Here is a 25,040-nt window from a genome sequence, read left to right as displayed (position 1 = left end):
TTCTATCTATCATGTATAATATTCTGGATAGATAACTATAGTCAAAAGCTAAGTTTTCAATAAACTTTATTTATAGAGGGAACATGAATCTACGGGATTTAGAGTATTTCAATAAACTTGTCGAGCTTAAGAATTATTCTCATACCGCTCATTATTTTGGCGTCTCACAGCCAACAATTTCTTATACAATCCAAAGACTTGAAGAACAGGCGGGCATCGATTTACTTGACCGAAAATCGATGACTTTAACTGAAGCTGGTCAACAATTTTATAATCATTCGCGCAAAGTAGTCCAAGAAATGTCGATGTTAGATAAGGACATGGAAAATGCTGCGTCTCCTCATATTAAAATTGGCTTGCCACCGATAATCACCAATTATTTGCTGCACCAAGAGAAGTATTTATCAGTATTCCAGCAGAATTTGGAACACTTGGAAGTCTACTCAAGCGAATCGCAGAAATTATTTCGCAGTTTGGTCTCTGGCAACCTTGACGCTTCATTTATTGGTTCGGTTGAGCCGATTTCCTCACCAGATTTGACCTCACATATCATCGCCAGACATCATTTCAAAATTATTTGTAGTCAAAAATCTCCTTTAGCCACGAAAAAAACTGTCAGTTTCAATGACCTGCAGTCTTATCCTTTTTTACTGTTAGATCGTGAGTCCACCCACCAACAGATTTTTGCTCAGTTAGTTAGAAAAAATCTTTTCGTACCAAGAATTATTTTTCGCACGCCCGCCGTTCAAACGATTTTAACGCTCGTGGAAAATAATAGCGGGATTAGCTTTTTAACTGAAGCTGCTCTAACAGCCGCCAATCAGAAAGTTGTCGCAATTGATTTAAACGAGGCGAGTGATCTTTATTTTTATCTTAATCTTGTCACACTAAAAAACGGGATGCCTGATCATCACCTAACTGAATTCATTAATGCGATGTTAAATTAACTCCTATAAAGGATATAAGTTTACTTAAAGCAGTCCAAATCCAAGTTACTATTTCTCAAATAATCCTCTAACTCAGCAAGAGAGTTTAGGTAAAGAAATTGACCAACTCGCTCAAAATCCTTGTTTTAAATCTGATCTTATAAATGCTTTTAGCCTTTTCAATCGGACAACTGTTAAAAAAATTCAGCTCTACCCTTGCATAGTAATCATGACGAAACTGATAAGTTGGCTTCAAATCATCTTGCAGTGAGATCTCAAGCCACATTACATCATCGGGATTGTTGCTTGGGATTTCTTTAATCACAGAATTACCTTTTAATAACAAATCAAGTGTTTTCCATTCTGACATTTATATTAACCCTTTAAGTCTTGTTTGGAGAGTGAAGTATAAGTCCTGTAGCAGACGAAATCGTCTTTGATCGCATAAGCATAATAACCCACCGACGTTTCGGGGTTAAAGAGCGACAGCGGATCTTCAAAGTATCCTTCCAAACTGCACCAGCTTAAGCCAGCTTCTTCACTAAAATATAGAAGCGTTTCTCTCAAAGATTTACGCCAATCTTTTGGAAAGCCACTTACTTTTAAATCCCAGCAATCATCGCCGAATAATTTATACTTTTTTGCAGTTGTCCCTTTTTCCCAAAAACTAAGCGGAAAATCCAGTTCACTACCCCAAACATAGAAAGTTTGACCTGCTCGATTGAGTCCCAATAAATAGTTAAAAAATCTTTTATAATGTTATTCATTTTCGAAAAACCGACTTTTTCTTGCTAACGAACGGTTCAATTCCACTATTAAATTGTCTACCTTCACCAAGGATTAATCATAAATCACGAGTCCCCCAGCCGACAATGATTGAAGAAACTGTTCTGCTATTAACTCAAAATTTTTCCGTAAATCAATTCTGCAATAAATCTCAATCGGATCTGTTGAGATCGTAATTGAATCTGCATAATAGTCTTTAAAGAACATTGCTTGTTTGTCCCAGTGCTCGTTCTTCGAAAGATAGGTTATCGAATCGATAAAATCACTAATATCATAATCTAAAAACCAATTTTCTTCGTTGAAATCTCAGTCGGAGTTATTCCATATTTATTTACAATGCTGCGCTCGGGAAGTGCCCAAAAAGAATACTGCCAAAAAGCCATTTAAACTTCTCTCCATTCTGATGACCCCCGTCTTTCGTAGCAAACTAGATCATTTGCAGGAATCTGCTTTAAATTATCGGCAATACGATCAGATTGGTCGCCTTGGAAAATAATAAAAACCGAATTTCGTTCGTCCAAATCAGCAAGATAAAGCCCCAATTGTTCATGATAAACTCGACTGTGAAAAATTCTAATTGTTTGAATCACGAATGGATCTAACTGATGTTCCAATCATTTTAATTCGTTATATTTTGCATAAAGGTTAAAAATATCAACTTCATCCGACCAAAAATTAGAAAAATACGGATTCACTCCGTCCACAAAAATCCCAACATTTCCAAGATATACTAAATCTTCCAATCGATCACCGTCTTGATCGCTAAAAAAAGTTAAACTCTTAACCTCATTTCCATAGAAAAAGAAATCTAGCTTCTTAAATACTGACTTTAAATATTCCGTCATCTCTCAACCTGCATCGCAGTAAGACTTTCATCAAAGTATAAATTTTCAGTAACCAAAATAATTTGAGAATCTTTATGTCCATTGAAAACTAATTCATCAGATCGATCGATTTCGTATTGAACATTAACTAATCAAAAAGTAATTCTGACCCTTCAACAAAGACGCCAAATTGTCCTTCAGCGTCATTAATCGACAAAACATTATAATTACTGAAATTTCTGGCAAGATCTGAAAAACTATCACCAAACTTCATGCACGTAATTCCGTGCTTTATAAAATCATCAAACATCATCATCTTCGTTTCTCACCAATTGACGATTAAACTCCATTTTAAGATCCAGATTATTCTCAAACCCTAAATACTTTTTACTGAGCAGTTCCTCTAGGTCGACTTTAATCGATGTATTATGATTTGCCGCAGCCATCCCAATCAAAAACGGATACGAATAATGCTTGGGATTTTCTTTCACATCATTGATTAACTGTTCGTTTAATTCAATTAAATTAAACACCCGTGGAATGTAAATTGATTGGAAAACTTTCAAAAAATTTTCGAAAGTTTGTTTTTTCCCAGCTTCGGTCGTTGGAAGCATCAACGGAAAATACTGTTTTTCATTCAGATAATAAGAATAGTAAACGAGGTTTGACGCTGAAATATTTGAAGGATACGGAGGATCAATCTGCTCAATAAATTTTTGAATTCGTTTTGAGGACACATTCATACTAATCGAATATTCCATCGAAATATTTAAATAAGTGAAATTAATTTCAGCTTTGGTCCCAGATCGATCATCGATTATTACTTGATGGCGATTTACTTTAAGATCTGCCGGCACACTAAGGTGCTCTTTTAGAAAAATTTGGAGTTCTTTTTCGAAGTCGTTTTTCATCTGCCAATCTCTGTTTTATTTGTCCAACCATCGTCGGCGTAAACTTTCAATATTATGTACTTCTTCGCTAGTATCTTTAATTAAACCAAATTCTTCAGCCTTAGCGATCAACATCGCCTCTTCAACCTCACGAGGAAGAGTAGAAAAATCATCCAAGCTATCTTTGCGTTTGATCCGACAGCTGCGATTAAATTGATCAATCATCAATTTAATAACTGCTTCTACACTAAGCCCCATTGAATTGGCATTTTTCTCTAATTTTCTTTTTTCTAATTCATCTAGTTCGATCTTAATTTCAGTTGTTGACATGAGGGCACCTCTCTCAAAAGCTAAATTTTCCAATGTAATTTAATCCGTTATAATCGTCGCGCTTTGGCGAATTTTGGCTTTTTCTGCTTCATCCACTTTAATAACATCGATAATCGTTTGAAGATCTTGCGATTCAGCAAATCTTTTGGGAATAACCATAAATTTCGGATCGAACCAGATGTCACCAACATCGGCAAGAAACTGACATTCTTCAACATAATTAGGATCTAGCGGATTAGCATCCTCATTTTGTTCAAAATATTTTAGATATTTATCTTCCGCAGCAAAATTATTGCCAATCCAAAGCTGAATATTTACCTCATTCATCTGACAACTTTCTTAAATCGATTTTTTCAATTGTATCAGATTGTACTAATAATCTACTAGACAAATTACCTTGTCTCCTGTAGCATGCCTAAAAAAGGAAAGGTTCTATAATTATGCCAACAATCTCACTGCATTTTAATAAAGAAGAAGATCAACTATTTCGTGATTACGCTAAACATAATGGATTAACTATTAACGAATTTTTAAGAAAATCTGCTCTGGAAAAAATTGAATCTGAAATAGATTTAAAACTTTACAATAAAGCAATTGAAGAGTTTGAAGAAAACTCAACTATTTATTCTCATGAAGATGTGTTGAAAGAATTAGATCTATAATCGATCTCTCATAGAATCCTCTGATCGAAATCCGCTATGTAAAACATCTCTTCCATACACTTCATTTTCATCTTGAGATATAAGCCCTCTATCAAATGATTTATTGCCCATTATCTTTTTGCTGAGGATTTTATTTAAATCTAGTTCCAATTTACGCTTTCTCATAATATAGACAATCGTCAGAAATGGATAAGCATAATAATTGGGATTATCTAAAACATCTTGGATTGCTGCCTCCTCTATATTCATTAAATTTAACGCCCGAACTAAATATATATTTTTTACTTTATCTGCGATTCTTGCACAAGCCTTGCCAATTTCTTCATCATTTCTAGGAAGATCAATCGCTCCTCCCATTTTGTTAGAAAAAATATTATATTTCTCCATGGAAGTCGTCATTACTAAAGCGAAATGACTGGGCCAGTTCGACTCATATGGTGGATTTACTTCATTGATAAACGCCATTAATTCTGGAGCATCAACATTCATGCCCAAAATATATCCTTTTGCATTATTTAAATATCTAAACTGAATGCTTCCGGTAGCTCTGTATTTATTTTCTTTAATAGATATTTCATTTCTAATAACTTTAATATTAGGATAAGAGCTAAACTGTTCTTTTAAAAATTCCTGTAAATTTTTCTCAAAATCAATTCTTAAATCTTTAATTTCTGGCATTGAATATCTCCGTGATTTCTTTAACATACTGATGTGCATCAGGAATCCGAATTTTTCTGATGTAAGATGCCAGTTTGTCTGGTGCTTTAAGCATTAAGAAGAACTCTATGAGATGCCCAATTGGAAAATTGATTTTAGGCGGGAGGTTAACAATATTATCTTTTCCGCCATTTGGTTCAATGTAACGTGCATATTTTTTAATTATATAGCTAATCGTTTCATCTCTATAATTTGTAATCAACCAGCAAATATCATCCAAACTAACAGAAGAAAATTGTAGCGCTTCGTTTTCACCTTCCATTACAACTTCATGGACTTTCGATTCTCTATCTATTTTTACTGACAATTTTCTATCCAATTCATCTAAATAATTCGTATAGAAATCTGAGTTCATAAATTCATTTATGTTCATGTAATTTTTGATATCAAAATCCTCGTACTGTTAAATGCTTAAATTCGTCATTTTGTTTAATAAGTCGTTTTGACCGTTGCTTATATATAATATTATCGACTGTAATATCTCGATTTCCCTTTCAATTATTGTACCCTTATTTAATTTAAAGCTATAAAATCAAATCCTTTTAGTTTGTTTGTCTCACAGATTTTTTTAAAATTATTGGAAACTATAATAACAGACGGATCTTCTAACATTCTGACTATTGAAAAGTCTTTTAAAAAGTTATTCAGAATTTTTAATTCTATAATCTCTAAACTAGGTGGATCTCCATCATCATAATCTTCTTCTTCATAAATAGAGTTCTCATAATCAAAACAAGGAATAATATTATTTAATTTTAATGCAAAAAAATTGTATTAGATATTCCTTTATCATCCGTTATAATGGCTGGAAAATATTCCATCTCGGTTTCTATTAGTTTTGAAAATGAGTCTAAAAATTGTTTACTAACTAATAATGGTCCAGAGGTGGGTAAAATATCATATTGATTGATATAACTATCTATTTTATCGACTGAATAAAAAATAGTGCCATTGTTTTCAGATGCACGTTCATCAAATTCATAAAATGGAGCTATATTTTTTTCGTTATAAAAGAAACATGTTTCTCTTTTATAATATTCAGATAATTGAAAATGCATAATATTTGTGCCCCTCTTTGTCACATCGTTATATTAATTTGCATTTAGGTTGTTAGCCACCCTCAACACCACATAAAGAACTGTTTTGTAACTTTATCTAGTTATACATTTTTAGACTTCCAATTGGCTATGATAGGATAATGGCTAAACCAATAATTTAATGCATCCGTATTGATCCCATTTTTTCTGGTCCAAAAGTCTACTGGATATGCCCAATCAGAACTACGTGTTTTCCTTGGAGTAAGATAACCTGGGAAATGGTAAATAAATCCCTGATGCTCTGTAGTTTGCAAAATGCCACAATATCCTAAAGTATCTATCAGAGCATTGACTTCTTCTACTGAAAACTTAATTGGGCTTAATTTACGTAATAACTTTCTAAAAATTGTTGGCGTCGTGTTATCATCACAGTTATCAATGATATGCAGTATTGCCACAAATGTATGAATATCTGACTCAGTAGGAGTATTGTTTAAAATTGGCTCTTCGTTATGTTGCTGAAGATAAAAAGCTAATTCGTCAGGCTTCCCAGAAACTAGACTCCCTGTGAACCGACAAGCATTTAAGAACGAATAATCAACCTTTTGTTTAGGGTAAATAGTGCAAATGGCACAAAAAATGAATTCATCTTTATATAAATAATCATGCGGAGGAAAATGTGTCATAATTGCATATGCAGAAATAGCGGATCGACAACAGGCTATGTTATGTCCTAGTCCATATAAAAAAGAATTTACAACACTTTCTTTATTACATCTCTTGAATTCAAGAAATGCCCACGAATTTATCTGATCGTGAGTTAACTCCTCCGTGTCAAACATCAGCCCTTTAGCTTTAGCATATTCAAAGTTCTCTTTAGAAGTCTGTTCCGGAAAATTAGGATCATATTGCATTAATATTTTTTTCGCTTTTGGATCAATTATTTGATTCATTGACATCTTTTTTGTTCCTTTGCCAGATTTAGAATTACGTTTTACATCATTCTTTACAAGAAAAGCTCTAAACAACGCTTATATTCAAACACATTCATAACCTAATAATTTAAAGAACTGTTTGGCAACTTCTTTTCCTTCAATTTCAATAAAATTATTCACATTAAAAATGTACTCATTTTGTTTGGAGTAATAATTAATCCGTCTAACGATCACCTTTTTTATGCTGGTCTCTGGCCAGCTTTGAAGTTCCCTTAACGCTTTAACTGACTTTGATTTTAAATCTTTTATGAAGATACAATTTTTATCAATAGGTGGTTTTACATGTGTTAAATCGCAGTTTTCAAAACTAACAAAATCCAATTTACAATTGCTAAAATCTACTAATAATTTCGTGTCAGGAGTTCGTGAAATAAATCTAGCATCCGTCAACTTACCGATGTAAGTTACATTTTTGAGATTTTTTGGATTAATTTCCGTGTCAATAATCTTACACTTCTCAAAAATCACATTCTCAAAAACGCTGGTATCAAAATACACGCTCCTAAAATCACAATTCACAAAATGACAATTTCTAAAAGCAACACTTACCAATGCAGCAGAATTAAAACTGACTTTTTCAAAAACGGAATCTTCAACAATACATTTTTCAAAGAAACCAATCCCTGAAAGATCAGTATCTTTGAATGAACAGTTCTTAATTACCGATTGCCAGAAGGTCAAGTTTGGACATATCTGGTTCTTAACCGTACTGTCTTTAATTTCCCTTTTTCTCAGTTGTGCTCCTGCAGTTATCATTTCATTAAGGTTAAAAGCCGAACAAGCGATCGCATCATCAATAACTTCGTCCAAGTATTTTTCCTCAATATGAGAAAAATTACCATATTGTGCCATTGCTCGGCATGCAATTAACTCTTGAAGGATCAAATCCACATTATGCGGATCTTCGGAAGAACTTTTTATCTGCTTAATTTTGTTAGAGAAATATTTAGCCTGTTCATTTTTTCCACCTTTAGACAAATTTGTGACAAGCTCATCTAGTGAATTTAATAGTTTTTCAAGATTGATTTCCATTTGCTTTTTCATCAATAACTTTGTCCAGATATTTTCCTTTTACCACATATAATACCCAAAGTTGTTAGCTCTTCAGTCCTATATAAATATATACAGGTTTCATGGAGCCTCGCTCTCCATTCTCACCAAAACAAGAAGTAAAATTTTCATCAATAAAATAAACAGCTGGGTATATGCCATCCTGTCTATACTGCAAGTAATTTGCAAATTTTTCCCAAGAAGTATGAAATATATATATATCTTGTCCATCGACAAAAATATAGCCCTGAGTATTTTTATCAAGGATTATTTCATTAATCCGTTGGGGGTTCCATAAAGGACCATTAGTTGTGATATCTTTCTTAATAAAAGGTTTCCTGAATGAAGCTAATATGTTTTTCCTAAACTCCACTACATTTTATCTAAGGTGTCAACACCAAAAAAATCCGTTAAATCTTGAAAAAAATTATTCATACTTTATTCCATAATATATGTACTGCATTCTTGAAATATAAGTCCACTACAAGTAATACTTACAGAACTATTTGCTTCTTTTGAACTTATAATATAGCGGTTATTTTTATAAATAAAATTTACTCCCGAAAACTTATTGCCCATCCAATTGGTAATATGCATGTCACTAAGCCCGCTACATAGTATTTTTATCACTATAACATTATAATCTTTGTTCCATATACCCCATTTTGGAATTTCTATATGAGGTTTTTGAAGAGTGTGTATGTCAACTAATAGATTGCCATCTAGCCTTAAATCTAAATTACCTATTAACAAATTACTATCCAAGCCTTCTGGAAAAATTTTTTCTAGAAATATATTACGTTGAATCTGATCAATAATATTCATAGTATTCCTTTGCTAAAATATAATTGCCAGAGATTTCCGGTTCTAGTATTTTCAATCGACCTGACATTAAAATGGGGATTTGCCCCATAACTCTCGCTTTGCCTGTCTAAATGCATCCTTCTACTTTTTCCTTGATAAGTGATTTTCTTACTTGGCGTTGTATTTCCACACCAACCAAGTGGATCAATCCTATCGGATCTTGAGTAGTAAATCTTCCTACCTGCGAATCATAATACCTAAAGGTATTGTAATGTAACTCAGTCTCTTCATCAAAGTATTGTCCTTGGTAGCGTAGGTTTTGTTCTATGTCGTTAATTCTACAACTTTCAATTTCGCCCCATGCTTTGTAGTTAGCTTGCCATACAATCGTGCCTTGTTAATTAGTTAAGTCTAGCGGTATTCCAATCTGGTCGGTATGGTAGTTTTTGTTGATTGGCGTACAAACAATAAACATCATGCAACTTGCATGCTTTAAAGCTATTGGCGAAAAAATACTATCACTTTGTGGCAAGTTCAAAAAGAAAACGTAGCATTTTCGAAATATTTTTTATTTAAATTTAGCATTCTGAAAGTTACAACGGATCAATCCTAATTTTTCCTTATTTTGATATTTAAAATATCATCATCCGAAATAGTCCAAGTAGAAGCATTGCTTGATAAAAAAGCCACTGTATTGTTATGACACTTAATTTCTATAAATGGATCTGATTCCAGACTCATTAACATCCAATCGATAATTTCATTCGTTTTTTTATAAAAGAAGCCTCAAGAACCGTGAGTAGCACTTTCTCCTGCCACGTAAACAGCTCCATTATGATTAATCGTAACATTTGCAAATATGTCGGTTAAATCGTCTTCATCAATAGGCACCTCATTCTTGATAACTAACATATCTTTTGCCAAAGAATAACTAAACAATCCCTCATTTCTTATAAAGATGCAGTCTGAAAAATAAAAATTCTCTCTACTTACTAATTTATTTATATCCATTTCAATCACCATCAGCAACTATTACTTCATCTTGGCAAATTGATTCAGCAAAAAATGTTACTAATTTTTTTATTTCTTCATCTTTATTATCGGATAAGTAATCAAGCAAAATCTTTTGATACGCCGGATAAATTCTTGTTTTCCCATATGGATCAATATAAATCCCTGTTTTTTCTTTCAAATCTAAAAAAGCATCTTCTAACAATTGAATTGTTTTATCTTTGAGTGCCAGAGAAGGTTTACTTCCATCAGTATCAGATAAATATGAAAAATCTAACATTCAACTAACCGCCTCTGAGTTTATTACGCAATTTTATTGCTTTGGAAAATCCTTGATCTGCCGACTTATTAAGCCAAAATATAGCTTTTTCCATATTGTTAGAAAGCCCTAATTTTCCCTCTAAATAACTTATAGCAAGATTATATTGCCCATGCGGATTTCCCGATATGGCAGGTTCATATATAAAGTCAGTTTCTTTAGTCGTTATATTTATTTCCCAATAATCTCTTTTGTTATTCTGATATAACAACACAACGTGTTCATTTTTCCATTTTAAAACGCCTAAACATAGATCTATTAAACCTAGTCCAGGAGATGCTGTTGTAATATGGATGGTCTCTTTCGCCTGATTATTTTTATGAAAAAAATCCAAATAAAAATAAATATTAGAGGAAGATTTATTAGAAGACATGGATAAAATCAATGCTCATGCCGATGAATTACTCTCTATCTCCGATTCAGAATTTACCTATTAATTTTCAAGACGTAACTATATCGTATTGCTTGATTTCGAACCAACAAAAGGTAAAGAAATTGGCAAAAATCGTCCAGCACTTGTATTAAGTGACGAAAGATATAATAAAAATACCGGTTTGATGATTTGCTGCCCCATCAGCACCAGTATTCGAGGAGCTCTAACAGAAGTCCCAATCACAAATTTGCAGGTTCCGTGTGTTGTAGCAACGACTCTGATTCAAACATTAGACTGGCGTATCCGCAAAGCCAAATTTTTGACGGTCGCTGAAGCAGACGTTTTTAATTCGGTCGCGATCAACTACTCAATTAGTTCCTCACACTGGAAATATCGACCACCAGTTGAAAGTGTGTTTTATTTCGTGTTGCCTAACTCCTCAAATTTTATGGATATCGCTGCTCCTCGTAACCATTGGGATGTCGATCTATTATTTTGGTCAAAACTTCATATTCAAAGTAAACTTTATATGGGTAATATCAGCTTTATTATGAACTTTTTGCTGAACGTCAATCTGATCTAAAAGTTTGTCTTTATAAAGATAATACGAAAAACTGCTTCCAACGCTCCCATAATTTATACTTTCCATATATAAGTATTATAAATATAAGTTGTTGGCATTAGTCCTCCCAAGAAATCGCACCGATTTTGGTTAACATCGACCTTAGCATTTTGTAGTTTTAAGCCAGGTATTTTTTCCGAACTACATTTGATTAGTTCTTAAATCATATATATTATCCGCTGCTTCTTCCATATCAAGACTGCCCAAAGCCCCAAGATCAAGGCTATAAATAGTATCCTTTTCGCTACCTTTTTTAACATAAACAAAATACCCGATATCGCCATCTTGTCCGATCAAAAAATAATCTGGTTCAAACGGCTGAATTTGGTTTGTTTCATTTCTCTCGAGAATATCCATATAAGAATATAAATATATATCAAACCCATCTTTATCTATAATTTCATAAGAAAGACTATCCTGAATTTCTTCTACTAGAAATTTTTTATATAAATCCGGAAATTTAATATCTAACTTTTGTTCTATAAAATCTATTTGTTCAATTGCATCTCTATTCATAACGCTCCAATCATCTATTAAATACCAAAATTTGTAGACACACCTGCACTATAAATTATTTTCCGTCTCCGAAGATCTTGGCTTTTACTTCTTCTAGAGTATAGGTCCTTCCTTCAGCTAAGTCGTCAATCCCTTTTTGGATCTCTTGGTTAAACTCGTCTTTGCTGAGAGAGTTTAAATCCAAGGGTTTTTTAGCAGTTTTTACTTTAAAAGGAATTTCATTTGTATTTACTACTTGTTGTAAAAACATATTTATTGCTGTAGTCATTGGGATTTGTAATTGATTTAATACTTCCTCTGCCTGCCGTTTTAATTCAGGAGTTACCCGAGCGTAAATGCTTTCTGTTCTTTTGCTTGTATTTTGCATGAATTTGTACCTCCAAATTATTTGTTATAAGTATATTGCAAAAAGCAGTAAACAGCAATCATATAGCAACCATTAATCTAATTCTTGTGAAATATCATAAATGATGGTGTACATTTACCTTGACCGATGTTTCAAAGGAATGCGGGGGATAAACTTCTTTCCCGTTATCGTCTACGCTTGGAAAGTCGTCAACGTAATAACTGTTATTGCTTTGTAAGTCTTCATCTGATTCTCCGTATAGAGAAAAATTATCATCACGTTTATCACTATCTTTCATATAAGAAATGATATCGTTTATTGAGTAAAGATTTCCTTTGACAAGCATATTATTAATACTCCTGAATAATTTTTTCCGAACTCTACTTTACCATTACCAAGATTTCATTTCATTGATTGAACTTACTTCCATAAACTTCACTTGATAATCAAGAACGTTATGATTAAATTTTGTCCTGCTTACGGCATATTGTTAATTAAGGTACGACATCCGGGTGAAGGCGGCGAAGGAAATTGACCAAGCCGGCGAAGTTTTTTTACCAAACATTTTAAAATCTAGACTTAAAAACAACTGAAATATTTTTAAATTTCATTAATAATCATTCTAAAATCTAGAAAATGTAACCAAGTCATTTATAAACCAGCTGTATTCGGATTTTTTAACTATATTCATTTCTTAATTCTTACTCTTACAGTGACGATTAAAACTAAAAAACAAACAGCTAAGTCGCAATACAAAGCGTAGTTAATAGTTGATGCCGCTGATATTGTAGTAAGAATTGTTACCATTATTGGAGCCACGATTACTAAAATTGTATTAAGTAAACCTATTGACGAAGATAAAACCGTTCTATCCACAGATTTGACAAGCCATTGGGTTAATTTTGGAGCCATCGTTCCAACACACAAACCCAATAAACACAGTATTGGCAGACATAAAAAAATATTTTTGGAAATCAAACCAACTATAGTTAGAGCACCAACTATCGCGGTAACAACTGAAAGGCTTATCAATGGGACTTTTTTTAATACTTTCGGACCGAATATGCCTCCCAATGAAGCACCGATAGCAAGTAAAGATCCGATAATTGCAATTGTAAACGTGTAATTAAATAAGATCATTGACTTTCTATTTGCAGCAACGACTATTGATGTTAACGGCTCAATACTTCCTAAAACGCCATTTAATAGTGCTAAAACTAAAACGTTTGTTATCAATCCATTCTCCTTTTTCACTTGTTTTATTGAATATCGGATTGTTTTGAAAAAATTTCTGTTGTTTATTTTGGCGCTATCGTTACAAAGACTACTCTTGTTGATTTGATGTCCTACTATTGCGAACAATATTCCGGCGATTAAAAACGTAATTGCATTAATTACTGCTAAAGACGAATATGACATAAAAAGAAGTAAGCCAGACCCGATGAATTGAGCGATAGTTGATATTATCTGATTAATTCCGCTATTAAAACCGGTTGCTTCTGCCATTTCATCTTGACCCACAATATCAACAATTACTGGAGAGATTAAACCACTAGAGTAGATCCCTAACAAATCTGAAAGAAAGTTTATAGCTATTACAATTAAAATTAAATTCCAACCTTTAATGTTTTGCGCAAACAAAACTCCCACCACAAAATATAAGATACTTCTGGCTATCGCTAACTTTATTAATCCATTTATCTTGCTTTTTGTTTTATCTGCAAAATATCCACCTAAACTATATAAAACTTTTGGTAAAGACTCTGAAATTGCAATTAGCGATAATGCTAGGGAATAATTCTTAAATTTAGAAGCATAAGTCATAAAGGCTAAATAAAATAGAATATCTCCTGCACTAGATAAAATGCTTGCTATTGAAAATTTCCTAAAATTTTTGTTTTGTATAAATACGTCCATTTAGTATTACTCCTTAAGCTAAATTAACTACCGATAAGATAGTTATATCTGTTTTGCCGGATTTTTTTTAAAAATGTCGTATTCGAATGTCTGTTGATGTACAATTGTGGGAGAGGTGGTTACGATGCCAACAATAGGAGATTTGCTAAAAAAGTATCGCATTTTACAAACTAAAACTCAAAAAGAGTGGGCAGAAGATGTGATAAGTACCTCGTATTATTCCAAGGTCGAAAAAGATATGCACCACATATCCGCTGAGGATCTTATTAGAATATTGAAGAAAAATAACGTTTCTGTTTTAGATTTCTTTAGTGAATTAGATTATAAAAGCAAATATGTTTATGACGCAAAACAAGCGCTAAAACAACAGATAGTTGAAGCTTATTATGACAATAACGTTGATGAACTTATAAAAGTAAGATTGAAAATTGATAAAAGTAATGAAAGTTATAAAAACGATTATCTACTCTTCATTGATGGATTAATCTCGGTTATGAATAACTCTTTAGACTCCTTTGGAAAAGAAAAGGTGGACTCCGTAAAGGAACTTATTTTTAGTATTTCCGACATGGATAAAGCTGGTCTAATTTTATACTGTAACTTCATGCCGTTCTACGATTTAGATGACAATATTATCATCTCGAAAAGAGCAATTGAAAGAAATATTAATTCGTATGATCCAAAAGTGCAAGAAATTCTGCTTGCAATAATAGCGAACATCTTAAACCTATCGATCGAGAAATGTGAAGAAGATGACTGCTTTTACTTTATTGAAGCTTCTCATAAAATCCCTTCCAAACCCGCTTTGCTGTTTTATAAAACATCGATATATGTATATGAAAACCTAGTAACCTTCCACAAGATTAATGATCCCATCCATTTAAAAAACTGTAAATCTGCAGCCCAAAGCTTTAAATTTATGGGGATGGATAATTATAGCGAAAAAATAATAAAATTTATCTCTGAGAAGTCATATTTGACTAAAAAATTTTAAATACGACATTTTTAAGACTATCTGTAGAAAGAATATATACTTAGAAATGTAAGATAGATTATAGGATGATATAAAGATGTCTCTATTTGATATTATTATCATCATCATTACCGGTTGATGATTTGCTTAAACAAAGGTTTATAGCCTTAATTAAAGACCGTTGTTACAAACGGGTCTCAAAAAAACGTTGAAGAAGTCAAAATCTAAGTTGGATTTTAGCTTTTATCAACGTTTTTATTTTATCTAGATGAGTACGGCAATGAAGGTTGCCACGGTTTGCATAAAATGTTGCCACTCTCTGCAATGAAAATAGACCAAGCTTTCATTGAGCTGAAAAACCTAGATAAAGCCTGCGATTTTGCCTTGAGTAGTGGCAACTGGAGGTCTTTCTTTTTGAAAATCCATTTTCAAAAGATTCTTGAGCTCCATACTTCGAAGTTTCACAAGCTGGTATGTGTTGATGACGAAGTCCTCGTGCTTCCATGTTTTCGAGCTTATCAAAATGATGGCAAAAGATGCAGCCGTTTCTTCCCACTCATTTATTACAATAAATGTCAAGGACACATTTTGCCACAAATATCAATATCCCATAAATCCCTAATTTAATGTAGCACTCACACAAAAATAATAATCCGAAATATTTTTTAAGAAATTAATATATATTCGATTTCAGATAAACATCAATCGCTTCTGTTCCCGATAAATCTATGCGCTCATTATTAGAATTCATGTTATGTTCTTTAAACTATTTGTACTATAGTTTTTTTTGCCTTCCAGACCCTTGACGCGGCTGAAATCGTCCGCATTATTCCCTAATGGAATCCCACCAATAGACTTACCAGGTATGATATCCGCATCTAAACTTATAACAATATTGTTCATTGCTACCCATACTCCCTACCGACATAAAATGGATAATTCTTAATCCTATCATAACGTTCACATCAATTGATCAATCTAATCCCAACTGTTTTTTGATGTCAAAATCCCCCTTAGGTGATAATTTAGGAAGTACTTTCCATTCCTTTTCCGAAATAGGAAAAACGTTTCCGTAACAATCTTGCTTTTTACAGAAATCATCTATTCCAAATGCAAAATAGATACCGTCTAAATTCACTGGAACGTAATTTTCCTGATGACCAATAATTCTCCAATCACTTCCATTTTCTAACTTCTTATCAAATAAAGAATATGTATCTAGTATAATTGGTTCAATAATTCTCTTTGCATTAGCAATTTCTAGTTCAGTTATTTCAGGAGAATTTTTAATTACAGTAAATAATTCAGAGAGATGTCCAACGGTCATTAAAGTTATAATTCGACCAAAACAATATTTATCTTCATCCAATTTAAAGCAAAATATATCCCCTGCTTTCACAAAGCGAAGCATTGTTCTCGGCTTTTTATTCCAACCCCAAAATTTGTAATCACTCATAATCATCTCTCCTCACCGAAACTGACCGTCTTATCTTTAAAATTATTGTGCTCTGATATAATCAAATGATAAATAAAGCCAGAAAGTTTACAATATCTTTCCGACTTCACTCCATTACAGTTGACGATAAATATCTTTTAGTCCAGCGGAATACTTTTTAAGACCAGGCACCCGTATTGCTTTTAAATAAACATCTAATCCCTTTGGATCATTTTTTAGAAAAAAGAATTCGATGAGATAGCTAACTAAGAATGTTTTATAAAAAGGTAGTTTTTCTATTAAAACATCCCCGTTATCATTATATTCGTCAGGGTACTCTTTAATATTTAATAATTTCATATTAACGAATTGAATAAACTTATCAACTTCATCTGCATCTAGTTCCATTAATCTATCTAACTCGATCTTAGATTTATTTATACAATTAGCTTCAATGTTAAACGCCTGGCTGGATGGTTCTTCATCGTCAACATCTAACTGCAAAGTTGAGATAACTCTACTCAATAATTGACATAAAATTCTGTTCTAATAAAACTTCTTACATCATTAGTTGTTACCATTGTTTTTTCCTTTACTACTTTCTATAGATCAATAGAATCATGACCCAACGTGTTATTCCAATTACCTGTCTTTTCGCCAAAAAAATACTAATGATTATTTTCTCTTCAAGAAGTGAGTCAAGCAGTATTTTCAAAACTCAACCTGTAAATGCATTATTCTAGACATTCAATAAAATCATTAAATCCATCATTTATATAATAAATATTTCTGGTATCTAACTCATCTTCTTCCGGCTCAAACTCGTGGTCCCAAAAATAAATTTTTCCCGAGTCTAAATTTATTAAAATTAAATTACCACCAGGATCTCGACCAATTGGAATATACCCTTTGGGCATTCGCTGTGAAAACATCCCATATAAATAAGACAAATGATCTGTATCACTTCTGTTTTTCTTACCTAAATATCCTAAAAGCCGTAATGTAGACTTATCTTTTTTCTCTCTATTTTTATCATAAAAGCAAAAGACATTTTTACTTTCTAAAGTCCCTCCATTATATTCTTTTAAAAAATCTCTATACTCCTTTGGAAGAATTCGTCCAATTTTTTTCTCAAAATTTTCGATATCTTTTTCACTTATAACACCATTGGTGTTTAATATGTTCATAACAATGCCTACCTTTTAAAGTCACTGGGTAATATAAATCAATAATCAGATAACAATATAAAATCTCGAATGTATTCTGGTACATTATTTCTATACAGGACACTTTCTCTCAATCCTAAAGTCCCATTTTTTACGCAGCTAATTAAACTAATTTCATCAATAAAAAAATCATTATCCTCAAGGAAAATGTCAACAACTGCTTCTGCGAATGAGTTCGGTATTTTACTTAGTGCCAGATTAAAGATATATTTCTTTGATTCTAGAGATTCTATTATAACAGAAGGATTACTTTGCAATTTTAGGTTATTTGAACAATCCATTCTTTATCCTCATTTCTAATTGAGTTGGAGTCCAAACAATCCATCGTTCATAATTATTCGCTTCAATTTCACTAATTTGTTTTTCAATTCCATTCTGCCATAACCTTGAATCTTCTCCCCTGCCCAGCACTAATTGAATTTTTGATAAACTAGAATCTTTTTCTGGATCATAATCCCTTTGCGTATAAATTTTTTTCCATCTTCCTTTTAAAATTCCTAATCCTGATATAGATATTGGTGGAAATAGTCTACGAGAGTTTATAATGGATTGAAAATCTTCTTGCAGTGTCCCTACTTTATTAAATACCTCGACAAATATACCACTTCCAACTTTATCTTTAATAATTCTGCAATAGGCAAATTCTCTACCTCTATTTTCAAATTTTTCCTTTTTATAATTTTTTAAATTCTCCTTAATATCTTCAGTAGGTAGAAATAGAGGAATAGCGTATATTTCCCCTGGTCTAACTTTAACTTTGTCCATTAATCGCATTCCTTCATAGTCGATTCTTTTCTTTTTCATGCCTCACGCCAAGATATAAGAATCCCTGCCTCCCCGCAGACTTTATTAATATGATCCAATTGATTATTATCTACACTCCACAGCCAAAGTTTATTATTTATTTTAGTTAACTCGCCGTGTTTAGTGTCTGATAAAATCCAATCCCTCAAGGAGATCGCATTATTAAGTTTTATCTCAAGATGTCTATCATTGATAATATTAAACTTGTATATCATTCGGAGCATTGACTCTTTATATCTAGCAGAGCCTTTAAATCTTCCTGGCGTTTCTCGATTCCAAGTGTTAGGCGATTCATACTTATAAACTGAATAAAAAATTTCGCCTTCTGTATAAAAATACGTTTCGAACATATCATTTAATTCGAATGATATTCCATAAGGAAAATCTATAAACTCAGTGACTTTTTTCGCCAGTTCTACCATAAATTGTTTTTGATTCTCAATTTTATGCGCATATTGCATATTTAAATTATAAAAACTACCGAATTCCTTAGTAATATGATAAAAGGTAGCGATAGTTTCATTATTCTCAATACAATATAAGCCGAATTGTAATTCATTATTCTGCTCTAATTTTTTAAGTAATCCCTTTGCTGTAATTCCTTGGGAAGTATGATCTCCATTAGGTAAAGGTTTGTAATAAGAAGCAGTAGTAATGTTAATGTGCAATCGATCAAAAATAAATTCGCCTATTTCATATGCGTTTAATGCTGTAAGACCATCTGTATTGTATAAAGCAATTCCTACGCTCATGATATACCCCACTACAAATAATAATCTAATAAATCATTTATAGAATCTGCAATTATTTTTTTCCTAAAACTACTTTTAATACAGCTCAAGTTGGGTGTAATTGTTTTGTCTAAACTTTCAACAAGTGGACTCATATCACCATTAAATTTTTCAAGATTATTATCTGACATTATTTCGAAATAAGTATCTATTAATTTATATTCATCTGAATTTGGTTCAGTTTTATAATCTGGTTTTTCCATTTTCATGACTAGTTAAATAACTCAACGGATTTTTTAGCATAAAGCCTGAATAAGAATCTTCATTAAATAGCAGGAAAAAATCACTCTTGATTTCAACAAGATCGATAGCCATCTCTTGAGATAAACCATATTTTGTACAAACTAGCGATCTTGAAATTGGATCAAAATAACGCAATTTATTGGGAGGTAAGATCAAACCTGCATCTGTATTTTCTTTAACAGCTAGTGTGCCAATGCACTTTTTTCTTTCATTTAGAAATATTTTTTTGTTCGATGTGGGAACATATAACTCTAAATTGCATAAATAGTTATTAATATCAAATCCAAAAATATCAGAATTATCGCTAATCCAAGGCTCTGAACTGATATTTATTTTTTGGGAGTTAGATAATTTTACTATCGATGAATTACCGCCCCAAATAAATGATAGAAAAAAATCGGTATCTAAATCCGGGTTATTTCTTACTACTACGATTTTTGAATTAATTAACATCGTATATTCCTTAAAATTTTGTTGCTTGAGGATATTCTCAAGATTGGTATTTAAAAATTAAAAAAGCTAAAGCTCTTGTTAAATTCGTCCATGAATTTTTCATTAATAATTTCATCATCTATACCTAACCCCAACATTTTCCAAAATGTGATTTTTCCTATAGTTGCATACATATTGCTAAAATCTTGATAGCCATTTGTTTTAGAGCTTTTATCATCATCCAAATATAATGATTTCATTCTATTGATATTGGTTAAATCCACAGCAACAACATCATATAACTTTTTACAATCGGCATCTATTAGCCCTTTAAATTGATCGAAAAGGTTCTCTAAGACGTTTTTATTATCCAATATTATATTTTTATCGAAATTTTTATTTAACAAATAATCTACTAATATAAGTAGGTATATCTTTGAATAATTTTTTAATTCGTCATCATCATTTATTTTAATCGTATTACGTAATGCATTTAAAGAATCAAACAGCATCGTGCTTTCAGTTTCAAAATTAAAATTAGAAGCCACCAGGAAAAATATAGAATCCAATAAATCAAAGTACTCTAAAGACGAAAACTCTTTGGCATTTTCACACTTATTGCACGATTGAATAAAATAGTCCAAAGACTCTTCTTTCAATGATTCTAATGGATAATCTAAACAAAAGTCTAATTGTAAAATATTCTTTTTTGCATTCAAATCTTTATTGGATTCGTTATTAAACTCTTTCTTTAACGAGTTTAATAATCCTTTATTTGAGTAAAAAAATCTAATGTGGGACATATAAATTACCTATACTTATTTAAAGATTAAAAGGAATTTTTCCAATTTTATTGAGTATTTTCGATTAGCCTTTTTAATCGTTTTATTTCATTAATTAATTTAGGTATATCTTGCTTTGCATGAGCTATAAATTCCTGATCTTCTACTGTTGCCCCGAGAAGTTCAATATCTTCACCTCCAGTCATAATGAAATTGGAACCACAAGTATGATCTCTTCCTTCAATGTAGGAAACCCATGGTCCATTTGTCGTTTTTTCACAACGCTTTTTTATTAAATTCAATTCTTCGTCTGAAATAATATTATTTTGTTGCATTAACACTTCCTCCTCTTTTTGGTTTGGCTGACAGGTTCTTTTGAGTAGGTGTCATCACAAAAGCTTTCTACATTACGCATCAAATGCTGTCATTTATTTAATTGTGAAAAAAGATAGTCATATAATTTTTCCGCAAGAAATTCAGAATGTTCAATTTTCACCACTAAATTAAAGAAATAATATTGATCATACAATTCCTTGTACACGGAAGGATCGATCATAAAAAATTCAACATATGCTGTATAAAACCTTTTAATATTATTAGATATTTCATCAAGATCAATCTGATAATTAGTTACATCGTAAAATACATTGATATATTCACTACTAGTCCTTCTTAATTCGATAAAAGGAGAATGTTCTTTTTCGCATTCTTTCCAATACTGATCTTTTCTTCTATCATCACTATATACATATTTCATAGCTTATCTCTGAATTTTTATTTAAAACAAAAAATTTTAATACCTTTTTCTTTTGTTCTTCCTTAGGTTTGTTTATCTATCTAGTATTTGCTTTTTTTATTTTACAAAACCATATCCAACCGTCATGATGCTATCCTTTTTTGAGGGCAGATAAGAATACTATCATCATGAATGTTATCGAGACTGATTGGCGACATTTCTACTTTGTTTGAATAAGCATCATAATAATAGCCTGAATTATTGACCTCATTAATAAGAATGACGTGTGTTTATAACTCTAAAATTATCAATTTTTATTACTTTATCTATCTCGAATTAGTCATTTGCTTTCCCTACAATCTTTTTATTAGAACAACTTAGTTAATCCCCATTTAACCAGTCTAGCCAAGCTAATAAATCTTTAAACTTTTGCTCACTTTGACCTGAATATCTCCAGATCTCAGGTTCTAAAGGCTTGTCCCACACAGCAAGCGTGTAATCTCCCTCATCTTCACTCATTACAGAAATTACTGATAACTGTTCGTCAGGATAAATTGCTGGCGCAGAGTCTTCCCAATTATCTCTCATAGACGTAACCCAACTTTTAAAGTGCGGTTTACCGACTAATTCGATCATCTCCTCAACGTTCAAAAATGTTTCTCCGATATCTTCCCACGAATCGGCATACAAAAACCTCTCGTTCAACTGTGGGGAGACTTTTTGATATACAGCTATATCTAGTGTCGGTATTTTATCTATTACCGAACCGGAAAGTATTTTTTGTTTTGCGTAAATCTTGGCTTCTTTCTCTGTCATACCATACGAAATACATTCTTCAATAAAGGCTTTAGATCGCCTATCAAAGCTATTTTTGTAATTATCGAGAGATTCTTTTACGGACATTTTGCTATCACCTCATGATAGATTTTTACGAAAATCAATTACAGTTTAACGCAATCAAGAACAATTTAATTCACTTATCCATTCTCTAAAATCCGATTCAGTATATAAGTAGTTTCTATCTGAGGATGGTAAATCTACCGCGCCTAACATTTCCAAGTAATTAGATATCATTGGGTCTGAAATTCTTAAAGAATCATCATTATAAATATCAAACGCCCACTCAGAAACAGTTTTCCTGCTTTCATGTCCCGATATTAAATTTTGTATCTTTTTAATTAAGTCACTTTTTCTAGGGATTTCTCTCATATTTGACTACTTAATTATTTATTTGGATTCGATAGCACTTTTAAAGAGTCATTGTTTATCATTTTATCTTTAAAAAAACCATCGTTATACAAATGTCTTAAATAAGATATGTCGAAAAATTTATCTATTTGTTTAATATATTTTTCATTTAGAAGGGTAATGAACATTGAATATATTCTCTCGTCATACTCCTCTAAATTAAGTGTCTTATTTATATTCATCAGTTGCTCCTCAGAGAGGTCAGGCAATTCATTTAACCTAAATATTTTAAATCATCAATTTCTAAATGCTTATCAACACATATTTCAATTTCAAAAGTAAAGAATTGTTTTTGTAACGCAATAATTATTGTAATATCCTTACAAGTTTTGCTCCATGATGTTCCCTTCTTTTTGAAGCCAGATGATTTAACAATAAAATTAACATCTTGTTTTAGTTTTTTGCCATCCAATTTAATCGTTTGTTCCATTTTCTAAACTCTGTAACTGAATCAAATTTTTGATATCATAGTCGGATTGCGATGTGTAGTAGGGATACTTCTCTGCTTCTTTAGCATTAGTAGAAGTAACACTTCCCAAAAGATCGACTTTTTTCAATATCGGATCTCCATATTTAAAGAAAAATCCATCAATATCTTTAGGATTATAATTTTCCTCGTGACCGATAATCCGCCAATCACCTTCTAATTTCTTATCAAACAAAGTGTAAGAATCCAAAATTATCGGCGAGATTAATCTTTTGGCACCAATAATATTGTCTTTTGAGATCTCAGGTGAAGAATTAAAATAATTGAATATTTCAGCACTGTGACCCATCATTGAATCGGCAATTATCTGACCGAACCCAAATAAGTTATCTTCAATCTGAAAGCTGAAAATATCGCCAGGTTTAATAAATCGAAGCATTGTTCGAGGTTTTTTTCTCCAATCTCTAAACTTAAATTGCCTCACCATATCATTCCTTTCTAGTTAATCGTCAAAATTTTGCAATGAATTCTTTTATAAGCCAAGCGTTTTTTATTATTTGAAGTATTACACTCCAATCTCCCCCGCCTAAGCCTTGTCCAATTTTAGGCATTTGAATAGTTAATCTATTTTTTAAAGCAAAATCCGCCACTTTTATTAAACACTGATCTAATTTCTCGTATGAAACATATATAGCTTTATCATTGTAATCTTTTCTTATTCCATCTTGGGCGAGCATATTGGCAACATATATTCTATTATTTTTATCAGCGTTAATGAACTGAACTTCCCCTAAGTTAAAGTCTTTTTGAGAACTCCATTTTATATATTGTTTTTTAACATCAGGAAATCTTCCTGAAAGCGCTAAAACAAAACCCTTACCCCATTTCCCACGATTGTTTACAATATGAATAATCAATGAAGAACTGTGTTTAGGAGAAGAAGCATCTCCTATTTCATATTTTATAAATGACTCAACATCAACATTTGAAGTGTGTTTGAACCAAATATTTTCAAAGTTTCCCTCATTAATACTTACGGATTCAGATAAATCTAAATCGCTTTCTTTACCGTCATAAAGTAGATAACCAAATTCTTCATTCCAATCTTCTAAAGATGATGATAAAAAATATTTGCCATTTATGACATTAATTTGTCTTATTGCAATTTCATCTAAAAATTCGGTGTAGATTTCACCAGTATCAAATTTACCTAAATAATATGTTTTCTTTTCATCAACACTCATGCTAACCATAAAAATAGTTCATAAAATTAGCGGTATTATCCCCTAAGATCGGAGCAAGTTTACTATTCATTTTGGGTAGAAATTCTGGTTTTATTTCATCACAATCATCATTTGTATATACTTCGTAAATGTTATATTCGTTGTACACAATATCTGCAAGCGCAGTTAGGGCTTCGATAAACTGAATGAAATTATCTGCGATTTTAAACGGATCTAACACATCATATGCTGCATAAATAGCAGTATTATCAGCAAAATTGAACAAAATTGGTTCTCCGCCGCCCGACTGTTCCAAGAAAACGATACATTCATTTTCATTTAAGTTTGAAAAATGATACTCTGCGTTTCGTTCTTTTAAATTTGAATAATCGATAAACGATATTAGAGAAACTCCTGTTTCTATCGTGACTTGTTGTAAGTCAAACTTTCGATAAAACTGAATTAGACCATCATTATTATGTAAATATGATTCATCCACATGTTTTTCGTCGTTTGTCAAAAACTGGAAATCTTTATGTTGTTTTACCACTTCTAATAACTTTTCAAACGCTTGAATTTCTAACATTTTTACCTC

General features: G+C 31.8%; 44 protein-coding genes. 4 read left to right on the top strand and 40 right to left on the bottom strand.

What is annotated here, in order from left to right:
- Positions 1–83 precede the first annotated feature (83 nt).
- Positions 84–947: a LysR family transcriptional regulator gene (locus R8495_RS00595; RefSeq protein WP_317635631.1), complete on the top strand. Its 864-nt coding sequence runs from the start codon at positions 84–86 to the stop codon at positions 945–947.
- A gap of 85 nt (positions 948–1,032) precedes the next feature.
- On the opposite strand, the gene R8495_RS00590 is transcribed toward R8495_RS00595, so the two are convergent.
- The 8 genes from R8495_RS00590 to R8495_RS00555 form a co-directional block, all read right to left on the bottom strand.
- Positions 1,033–1,296 carry a hypothetical protein gene (locus tag R8495_RS00590; protein ID WP_317635630.1) on the bottom strand — a complete coding sequence of 88 codons (264 nt, stop codon included), beginning with the start codon at positions 1,294–1,296 and terminating at the stop codon, positions 1,033–1,035.
- Between the two features lie 5 nt (positions 1,297–1,301).
- Complete coding sequence (locus R8495_RS00585) at positions 1,302–1,658, bottom strand: hypothetical protein (RefSeq protein ID WP_317635629.1); 357 nt, start codon at positions 1,656–1,658, stop codon at positions 1,302–1,304.
- 437 nt (positions 1,659–2,095) lie between these two features.
- Entirely contained in the window at positions 2,096–2,326 is a 231-nt protein-coding gene (locus R8495_RS00580) for a hypothetical protein (protein ID WP_317635628.1), read from the bottom strand.
- Positions 2,327–2,557, bottom strand: coding sequence for a hypothetical protein (locus tag R8495_RS00575; RefSeq protein ID WP_317635627.1), 231 nt, complete (start codon positions 2,555–2,557; stop codon positions 2,327–2,329).
- A gap of 127 nt (positions 2,558–2,684) precedes the next feature.
- Complete coding sequence (locus R8495_RS00570; RefSeq protein ID WP_317635626.1) at positions 2,685–2,852, bottom strand: hypothetical protein; 168 nt, start codon at positions 2,850–2,852, stop codon at positions 2,685–2,687.
- The gene (locus R8495_RS00565) at positions 2,839–3,447 is read right to left on the bottom strand and encodes a hypothetical protein (RefSeq protein WP_317635625.1); all 609 of its coding nucleotides are present in this window, start codon (positions 3,445–3,447) and stop codon (positions 2,839–2,841) included. The genes R8495_RS00570 and R8495_RS00565 overlap by 14 nt, the downstream gene beginning before the upstream one ends.
- A gap of 15 nt (positions 3,448–3,462) precedes the next feature.
- A complete protein-coding gene (locus tag R8495_RS00560; RefSeq protein WP_317635624.1) occupies positions 3,463–3,756 on the bottom strand; it encodes a hypothetical protein in 294 nt (97 codons plus the stop codon).
- Positions 3,757–3,795: 39 nt separating this feature from the next.
- Positions 3,796–4,083, bottom strand: a complete 288-nt coding sequence (locus R8495_RS00555; protein ID WP_317635623.1) for an immunity 22 family protein — start codon at positions 4,081–4,083, stop codon at positions 3,796–3,798.
- A gap of 113 nt (positions 4,084–4,196) precedes the next feature.
- On the opposite strand from R8495_RS00555, the gene relB reads away from it, so the two are divergent.
- Entirely contained in the window at positions 4,197–4,418 is a 222-nt protein-coding gene (gene relB / locus R8495_RS00550) for a type II toxin-antitoxin system RelB family antitoxin (protein WP_317635622.1), read from the top strand.
- Here the strand turns inward: relB and R8495_RS00545 are convergent.
- The 11 genes from R8495_RS00545 to R8495_RS00500 all read right to left on the bottom strand — a co-directional run bounded on the left by R8495_RS00545 (position 4,413) and on the right by R8495_RS00500 (position 10,724).
- Entirely contained in the window at positions 4,413–5,096 is a 684-nt protein-coding gene (locus R8495_RS00545) for a hypothetical protein (RefSeq protein WP_317635621.1), read from the bottom strand. The genes relB and R8495_RS00545 overlap by 6 nt on opposite strands.
- The gene (locus R8495_RS00540; RefSeq protein ID WP_317635620.1) at positions 5,083–5,442 is read right to left on the bottom strand and encodes a hypothetical protein; all 360 of its coding nucleotides are present in this window, start codon (positions 5,440–5,442) and stop codon (positions 5,083–5,085) included. Before R8495_RS00540 ends, R8495_RS00545 begins: the two co-directional genes overlap by 14 nt.
- A gap of 206 nt (positions 5,443–5,648) precedes the next feature.
- A complete protein-coding gene (locus tag R8495_RS11115) occupies positions 5,649–5,849 on the bottom strand; it encodes a hypothetical protein (protein WP_425613277.1) in 201 nt (66 codons plus the stop codon).
- A gap of 41 nt (positions 5,850–5,890) precedes the next feature.
- Complete coding sequence (locus tag R8495_RS00535; RefSeq protein ID WP_317635619.1) at positions 5,891–6,193, bottom strand: hypothetical protein; 303 nt, start codon at positions 6,191–6,193, stop codon at positions 5,891–5,893.
- 101 nt (positions 6,194–6,294) lie between these two features.
- Positions 6,295–7,131: a hypothetical protein gene (locus R8495_RS00530; protein ID WP_317635618.1), complete on the bottom strand. Its 837-nt coding sequence runs from the start codon at positions 7,129–7,131 to the stop codon at positions 6,295–6,297.
- 78 nt (positions 7,132–7,209) lie between these two features.
- Positions 7,210–8,211, bottom strand: a complete 1,002-nt coding sequence (locus tag R8495_RS00525; protein ID WP_317635617.1) for a pentapeptide repeat-containing protein — start codon at positions 8,209–8,211, stop codon at positions 7,210–7,212.
- 444 nt (positions 8,212–8,655) lie between these two features.
- Positions 8,656–9,042, bottom strand: a complete 387-nt coding sequence (locus R8495_RS00520; protein WP_317635616.1) for an Imm50 family immunity protein — start codon at positions 9,040–9,042, stop codon at positions 8,656–8,658.
- A gap of 106 nt (positions 9,043–9,148) precedes the next feature.
- Positions 9,149–9,409 carry an RHS repeat domain-containing protein gene (locus tag R8495_RS00515; RefSeq protein WP_317636641.1) on the bottom strand — a complete coding sequence of 87 codons (261 nt, stop codon included), beginning with the start codon at positions 9,407–9,409 and terminating at the stop codon, positions 9,149–9,151.
- Between the two features lie 398 nt (positions 9,410–9,807).
- A complete protein-coding gene (locus tag R8495_RS00510; protein ID WP_317635615.1) occupies positions 9,808–10,032 on the bottom strand; it encodes a hypothetical protein in 225 nt (74 codons plus the stop codon).
- Between the two features lies 1 nt (position 10,033).
- On the bottom strand, positions 10,034–10,312 hold the full coding sequence (locus R8495_RS00505; RefSeq protein ID WP_317635614.1) for a hypothetical protein: 279 nt from the start codon (positions 10,310–10,312) through the stop codon (positions 10,034–10,036).
- Between the two features lie 4 nt (positions 10,313–10,316).
- The gene (locus tag R8495_RS00500; protein WP_317635613.1) at positions 10,317–10,724 is read right to left on the bottom strand and encodes an SEL1-like repeat protein; all 408 of its coding nucleotides are present in this window, start codon (positions 10,722–10,724) and stop codon (positions 10,317–10,319) included.
- 82 nt (positions 10,725–10,806) lie between these two features.
- Between R8495_RS00500 and R8495_RS00495 the strand changes: the two genes are divergently transcribed.
- Positions 10,807–11,307: a type II toxin-antitoxin system PemK/MazF family toxin gene (locus tag R8495_RS00495; RefSeq protein ID WP_317636640.1), complete on the top strand. Its 501-nt coding sequence runs from the start codon at positions 10,807–10,809 to the stop codon at positions 11,305–11,307.
- 180 nt (positions 11,308–11,487) lie between these two features.
- Here the strand turns inward: R8495_RS00495 and R8495_RS00490 are convergent, their stop codons facing one another.
- The 4 genes from R8495_RS00490 to R8495_RS00475 all read right to left on the bottom strand — a co-directional run bounded on the left by R8495_RS00490 (position 11,488) and on the right by R8495_RS00475 (position 14,125).
- Positions 11,488–11,862 (bottom strand): SMI1/KNR4 family protein, encoded by a 375-nt coding sequence (locus R8495_RS00490; protein WP_317635612.1) that lies wholly within the window; start codon positions 11,860–11,862, stop codon positions 11,488–11,490.
- 55 nt (positions 11,863–11,917) lie between these two features.
- Complete coding sequence (locus R8495_RS00485) at positions 11,918–12,229, bottom strand: type II toxin-antitoxin system RelB/DinJ family antitoxin (protein WP_317635611.1); 312 nt, start codon at positions 12,227–12,229, stop codon at positions 11,918–11,920.
- A gap of 94 nt (positions 12,230–12,323) precedes the next feature.
- On the bottom strand, positions 12,324–12,554 hold the full coding sequence (locus tag R8495_RS00480) for a hypothetical protein (protein WP_317635610.1): 231 nt from the start codon (positions 12,552–12,554) through the stop codon (positions 12,324–12,326).
- 341 nt (positions 12,555–12,895) lie between these two features.
- Positions 12,896–14,125 (bottom strand): MFS transporter, encoded by a 1,230-nt coding sequence (locus R8495_RS00475; protein ID WP_317635609.1) that lies wholly within the window; start codon positions 14,123–14,125, stop codon positions 12,896–12,898.
- A 124-nt stretch (positions 14,126–14,249) separates the two neighbouring features.
- Here R8495_RS00475 and R8495_RS00470 point away from each other — a divergent pair, with 124 nt between their 5' ends.
- The gene (locus R8495_RS00470; RefSeq protein WP_317635608.1) at positions 14,250–15,119 is read left to right on the top strand and encodes a helix-turn-helix domain-containing protein; all 870 of its coding nucleotides are present in this window, start codon (positions 14,250–14,252) and stop codon (positions 15,117–15,119) included.
- A gap of 726 nt (positions 15,120–15,845) precedes the next feature.
- On the opposite strand, the gene R8495_RS00465 is transcribed toward R8495_RS00470, so the two are convergent.
- The 17 genes from R8495_RS00465 to R8495_RS00385 all read right to left on the bottom strand — a co-directional run bounded on the left by R8495_RS00465 (position 15,846) and on the right by R8495_RS00385 (position 25,031).
- Positions 15,846–16,001 carry a hypothetical protein gene (locus tag R8495_RS00465; RefSeq protein WP_317635607.1) on the bottom strand — a complete coding sequence of 52 codons (156 nt, stop codon included), beginning with the start codon at positions 15,999–16,001 and terminating at the stop codon, positions 15,846–15,848.
- 70 nt (positions 16,002–16,071) lie between these two features.
- Positions 16,072–16,554, bottom strand: coding sequence for an immunity 26/phosphotriesterase HocA family protein (locus R8495_RS00460; RefSeq protein ID WP_317635606.1), 483 nt, complete (start codon positions 16,552–16,554; stop codon positions 16,072–16,074).
- A 114-nt stretch (positions 16,555–16,668) separates the two neighbouring features.
- The gene (locus R8495_RS00455) at positions 16,669–17,058 is read right to left on the bottom strand and encodes a hypothetical protein (RefSeq protein WP_317635605.1); all 390 of its coding nucleotides are present in this window, start codon (positions 17,056–17,058) and stop codon (positions 16,669–16,671) included.
- 209 nt (positions 17,059–17,267) lie between these two features.
- Entirely contained in the window at positions 17,268–17,720 is a 453-nt protein-coding gene (locus tag R8495_RS00450) for an SMI1/KNR4 family protein (RefSeq protein WP_317635604.1), read from the bottom strand.
- Between the two features lie 38 nt (positions 17,721–17,758).
- Positions 17,759–18,040, bottom strand: a complete 282-nt coding sequence (locus R8495_RS00445) for a hypothetical protein (RefSeq protein ID WP_317635603.1) — start codon at positions 18,038–18,040, stop codon at positions 17,759–17,761.
- Complete coding sequence (locus R8495_RS00440; RefSeq protein WP_317635602.1) at positions 18,024–18,563, bottom strand: Imm26 family immunity protein; 540 nt, start codon at positions 18,561–18,563, stop codon at positions 18,024–18,026. Before R8495_RS00440 ends, R8495_RS00445 begins: the two co-directional genes overlap by 17 nt.
- A complete protein-coding gene (locus tag R8495_RS00435) occupies positions 18,560–19,315 on the bottom strand; it encodes a hypothetical protein (RefSeq protein ID WP_317635601.1) in 756 nt (251 codons plus the stop codon). The genes R8495_RS00440 and R8495_RS00435 overlap by 4 nt, the downstream gene beginning before the upstream one ends.
- Before the next feature lie 11 nt (positions 19,316–19,326).
- Positions 19,327–19,557, bottom strand: a complete 231-nt coding sequence (locus R8495_RS00430) for a hypothetical protein (RefSeq protein WP_317635600.1) — start codon at positions 19,555–19,557, stop codon at positions 19,327–19,329.
- Positions 19,538–20,050, bottom strand: a complete 513-nt coding sequence (locus R8495_RS00425) for a hypothetical protein (RefSeq protein WP_317635599.1) — start codon at positions 20,048–20,050, stop codon at positions 19,538–19,540. Before R8495_RS00425 ends, R8495_RS00430 begins: the two co-directional genes overlap by 20 nt.
- 50 nt (positions 20,051–20,100) lie before the next feature.
- On the bottom strand, positions 20,101–20,832 hold the full coding sequence (locus tag R8495_RS00420; RefSeq protein WP_317635598.1) for a hypothetical protein: 732 nt from the start codon (positions 20,830–20,832) through the stop codon (positions 20,101–20,103).
- A 47-nt stretch (positions 20,833–20,879) separates the two neighbouring features.
- Positions 20,880–21,146, bottom strand: a complete 267-nt coding sequence (locus R8495_RS00415; RefSeq protein WP_317635597.1) for a hypothetical protein — start codon at positions 21,144–21,146, stop codon at positions 20,880–20,882.
- An 89-nt stretch (positions 21,147–21,235) separates the two neighbouring features.
- Entirely contained in the window at positions 21,236–21,568 is a 333-nt protein-coding gene (locus R8495_RS00410) for a hypothetical protein (protein ID WP_317635596.1), read from the bottom strand.
- A gap of 360 nt (positions 21,569–21,928) precedes the next feature.
- Entirely contained in the window at positions 21,929–22,450 is a 522-nt protein-coding gene (locus R8495_RS00405) for a hypothetical protein (RefSeq protein WP_317635595.1), read from the bottom strand.
- A gap of 559 nt (positions 22,451–23,009) precedes the next feature.
- Positions 23,010–23,225, bottom strand: coding sequence for a hypothetical protein (locus R8495_RS00400; protein ID WP_317635594.1), 216 nt, complete (start codon positions 23,223–23,225; stop codon positions 23,010–23,012).
- Positions 23,209–23,661, bottom strand: coding sequence for an immunity 26/phosphotriesterase HocA family protein (locus R8495_RS00395; RefSeq protein ID WP_317635593.1), 453 nt, complete (start codon positions 23,659–23,661; stop codon positions 23,209–23,211). Before R8495_RS00395 ends, R8495_RS00400 begins: the two co-directional genes overlap by 17 nt.
- Positions 23,662–23,731: 70 nt before the next feature.
- Positions 23,732–24,466: a macro domain-containing protein gene (locus tag R8495_RS00390; RefSeq protein ID WP_317635592.1), complete on the bottom strand. Its 735-nt coding sequence runs from the start codon at positions 24,464–24,466 to the stop codon at positions 23,732–23,734.
- Position 24,467: 1 nt separating this feature from the next.
- Positions 24,468–25,031 (bottom strand): hypothetical protein, encoded by a 564-nt coding sequence (locus R8495_RS00385; RefSeq protein WP_317635591.1) that lies wholly within the window; start codon positions 25,029–25,031, stop codon positions 24,468–24,470.
- Between the last annotated feature and the right edge of the window lie 9 nt (positions 25,032–25,040).

The sequence above is a fragment of the Xylocopilactobacillus apicola genome (assembly GCF_033095985.1).
GTDB classification, from domain to species: domain Bacteria; phylum Bacillota; class Bacilli; order Lactobacillales; family Lactobacillaceae; genus Xylocopilactobacillus; species Xylocopilactobacillus apicola.
Note: the sequence above shows the minus strand (reverse complement) of the source record. Positions and strands in the feature narration are given on the sequence as shown.

Excerpts from the sequence above, each read along its gene's own strand:
- R8495_RS00570 (WP_317635626.1), bottom strand. The coding sequence starts at position 2,852 with ATGATGATGTTTGATGATTTTATAAAGCACGGAATTACGTGCATGAAG.
- R8495_RS00525 (WP_317635617.1), bottom strand. The coding sequence starts at position 8,211 with ATGAAAAAGCAAATGGAAATCAATCTTGAAAAACTATTAAATTCACTA.
- R8495_RS00485 (WP_317635611.1), bottom strand. The coding sequence starts at position 12,229 with ATGCAAAATACAAGCAAAAGAACAGAAAGCATTTACGCTCGGGTAACT.
- R8495_RS00400 (WP_317635594.1), bottom strand. The coding sequence starts at position 23,225 with ATGGAACAAACGATTAAATTGGATGGCAAAAAACTAAAACAAGATGTT.
- R8495_RS00545 (WP_317635621.1), bottom strand. The coding sequence starts at position 5,096 with ATGCCAGAAATTAAAGATTTAAGAATTGATTTTGAGAAAAATTTACAG.
- R8495_RS00445 (WP_317635603.1), bottom strand. The coding sequence starts at position 18,040 with ATGGATTGTTCAAATAACCTAAAATTGCAAAGTAATCCTTCTGTTATA.
- relB (WP_317635622.1), top strand. The coding sequence starts at position 4,197 with ATGCCAACAATCTCACTGCATTTTAATAAAGAAGAAGATCAACTATTT.
- R8495_RS00475 (WP_317635609.1), bottom strand. The coding sequence starts at position 14,125 with ATGGACGTATTTATACAAAACAAAAATTTTAGGAAATTTTCAATAGCA.
- R8495_RS00390 (WP_317635592.1), bottom strand. The coding sequence starts at position 24,466 with ATGAGTGTTGATGAAAAGAAAACATATTATTTAGGTAAATTTGATACT.
- R8495_RS00470 (WP_317635608.1), top strand. The coding sequence starts at position 14,250 with ATGCCAACAATAGGAGATTTGCTAAAAAAGTATCGCATTTTACAAACT.
- R8495_RS00595 (WP_317635631.1), top strand. The coding sequence starts at position 84 with ATGAATCTACGGGATTTAGAGTATTTCAATAAACTTGTCGAGCTTAAG.
- R8495_RS00450 (WP_317635604.1), bottom strand. The coding sequence starts at position 17,720 with ATGAACATATTAAACACCAATGGTGTTATAAGTGAAAAAGATATCGAA.
- R8495_RS00430 (WP_317635600.1), bottom strand. The coding sequence starts at position 19,557 with ATGGAAAAACCAGATTATAAAACTGAACCAAATTCAGATGAATATAAA.
- R8495_RS00510 (WP_317635615.1), bottom strand. The coding sequence starts at position 10,032 with ATGGATATAAATAAATTAGTAAGTAGAGAGAATTTTTATTTTTCAGAC.
- R8495_RS00425 (WP_317635599.1), bottom strand. The coding sequence starts at position 20,050 with ATGTTAATTAATTCAAAAATCGTAGTAGTAAGAAATAACCCGGATTTA.
- R8495_RS00490 (WP_317635612.1), bottom strand. The coding sequence starts at position 11,862 with ATGAATAGAGATGCAATTGAACAAATAGATTTTATAGAACAAAAGTTA.
- R8495_RS00440 (WP_317635602.1), bottom strand. The coding sequence starts at position 18,563 with ATGAAAAAGAAAAGAATCGACTATGAAGGAATGCGATTAATGGACAAA.
- R8495_RS00520 (WP_317635616.1), bottom strand. The coding sequence starts at position 9,042 with ATGAATATTATTGATCAGATTCAACGTAATATATTTCTAGAAAAAATT.
- R8495_RS00465 (WP_317635607.1), bottom strand. The coding sequence starts at position 16,001 with ATGAACAATATTGTTATAAGTTTAGATGCGGATATCATACCTGGTAAG.
- R8495_RS00500 (WP_317635613.1), bottom strand. The coding sequence starts at position 10,724 with ATGTCTTCTAATAAATCTTCCTCTAATATTTATTTTTATTTGGATTTT.
- R8495_RS00435 (WP_317635601.1), bottom strand. The coding sequence starts at position 19,315 with ATGAGCGTAGGAATTGCTTTATACAATACAGATGGTCTTACAGCATTA.
- R8495_RS00565 (WP_317635625.1), bottom strand. The coding sequence starts at position 3,447 with ATGAAAAACGACTTCGAAAAAGAACTCCAAATTTTTCTAAAAGAGCAC.
- R8495_RS00560 (WP_317635624.1), bottom strand. The coding sequence starts at position 3,756 with ATGTCAACAACTGAAATTAAGATCGAACTAGATGAATTAGAAAAAAGA.
- R8495_RS00590 (WP_317635630.1), bottom strand. The coding sequence starts at position 1,296 with ATGTCAGAATGGAAAACACTTGATTTGTTATTAAAAGGTAATTCTGTG.
- R8495_RS00405 (WP_317635595.1), bottom strand. The coding sequence starts at position 22,450 with ATGTCCGTAAAAGAATCTCTCGATAATTACAAAAATAGCTTTGATAGG.
- R8495_RS00535 (WP_317635619.1), bottom strand. The coding sequence starts at position 6,193 with ATGCATTTTCAATTATCTGAATATTATAAAAGAGAAACATGTTTCTTT.
- R8495_RS00395 (WP_317635593.1), bottom strand. The coding sequence starts at position 23,661 with ATGCTTCGATTTATTAAACCTGGCGATATTTTCAGCTTTCAGATTGAA.
- R8495_RS00555 (WP_317635623.1), bottom strand. The coding sequence starts at position 4,083 with ATGAATGAGGTAAATATTCAGCTTTGGATTGGCAATAATTTTGCTGCG.
- R8495_RS00480 (WP_317635610.1), bottom strand. The coding sequence starts at position 12,554 with ATGCTTGTCAAAGGAAATCTTTACTCAATAAACGATATCATTTCTTAT.
- R8495_RS00575 (WP_317635627.1), bottom strand. The coding sequence starts at position 2,557 with ATGACGGAATATTTAAAGTCAGTATTTAAGAAGCTAGATTTCTTTTTC.
- R8495_RS00385 (WP_317635591.1), bottom strand. The coding sequence starts at position 25,031 with ATGTTAGAAATTCAAGCGTTTGAAAAGTTATTAGAAGTGGTAAAACAA.
- R8495_RS00530 (WP_317635618.1), bottom strand. The coding sequence starts at position 7,131 with ATGTCAATGAATCAAATAATTGATCCAAAAGCGAAAAAAATATTAATG.
- R8495_RS00460 (WP_317635606.1), bottom strand. The coding sequence starts at position 16,554 with ATGAGTGATTACAAATTTTGGGGTTGGAATAAAAAGCCGAGAACAATG.
- R8495_RS00505 (WP_317635614.1), bottom strand. The coding sequence starts at position 10,312 with ATGTTAGATTTTTCATATTTATCTGATACTGATGGAAGTAAACCTTCT.
- R8495_RS00420 (WP_317635598.1), bottom strand. The coding sequence starts at position 20,832 with ATGTCCCACATTAGATTTTTTTACTCAAATAAAGGATTATTAAACTCG.
- R8495_RS00415 (WP_317635597.1), bottom strand. The coding sequence starts at position 21,146 with ATGCAACAAAATAATATTATTTCAGACGAAGAATTGAATTTAATAAAA.
- R8495_RS00410 (WP_317635596.1), bottom strand. The coding sequence starts at position 21,568 with ATGAAATATGTATATAGTGATGATAGAAGAAAAGATCAGTATTGGAAA.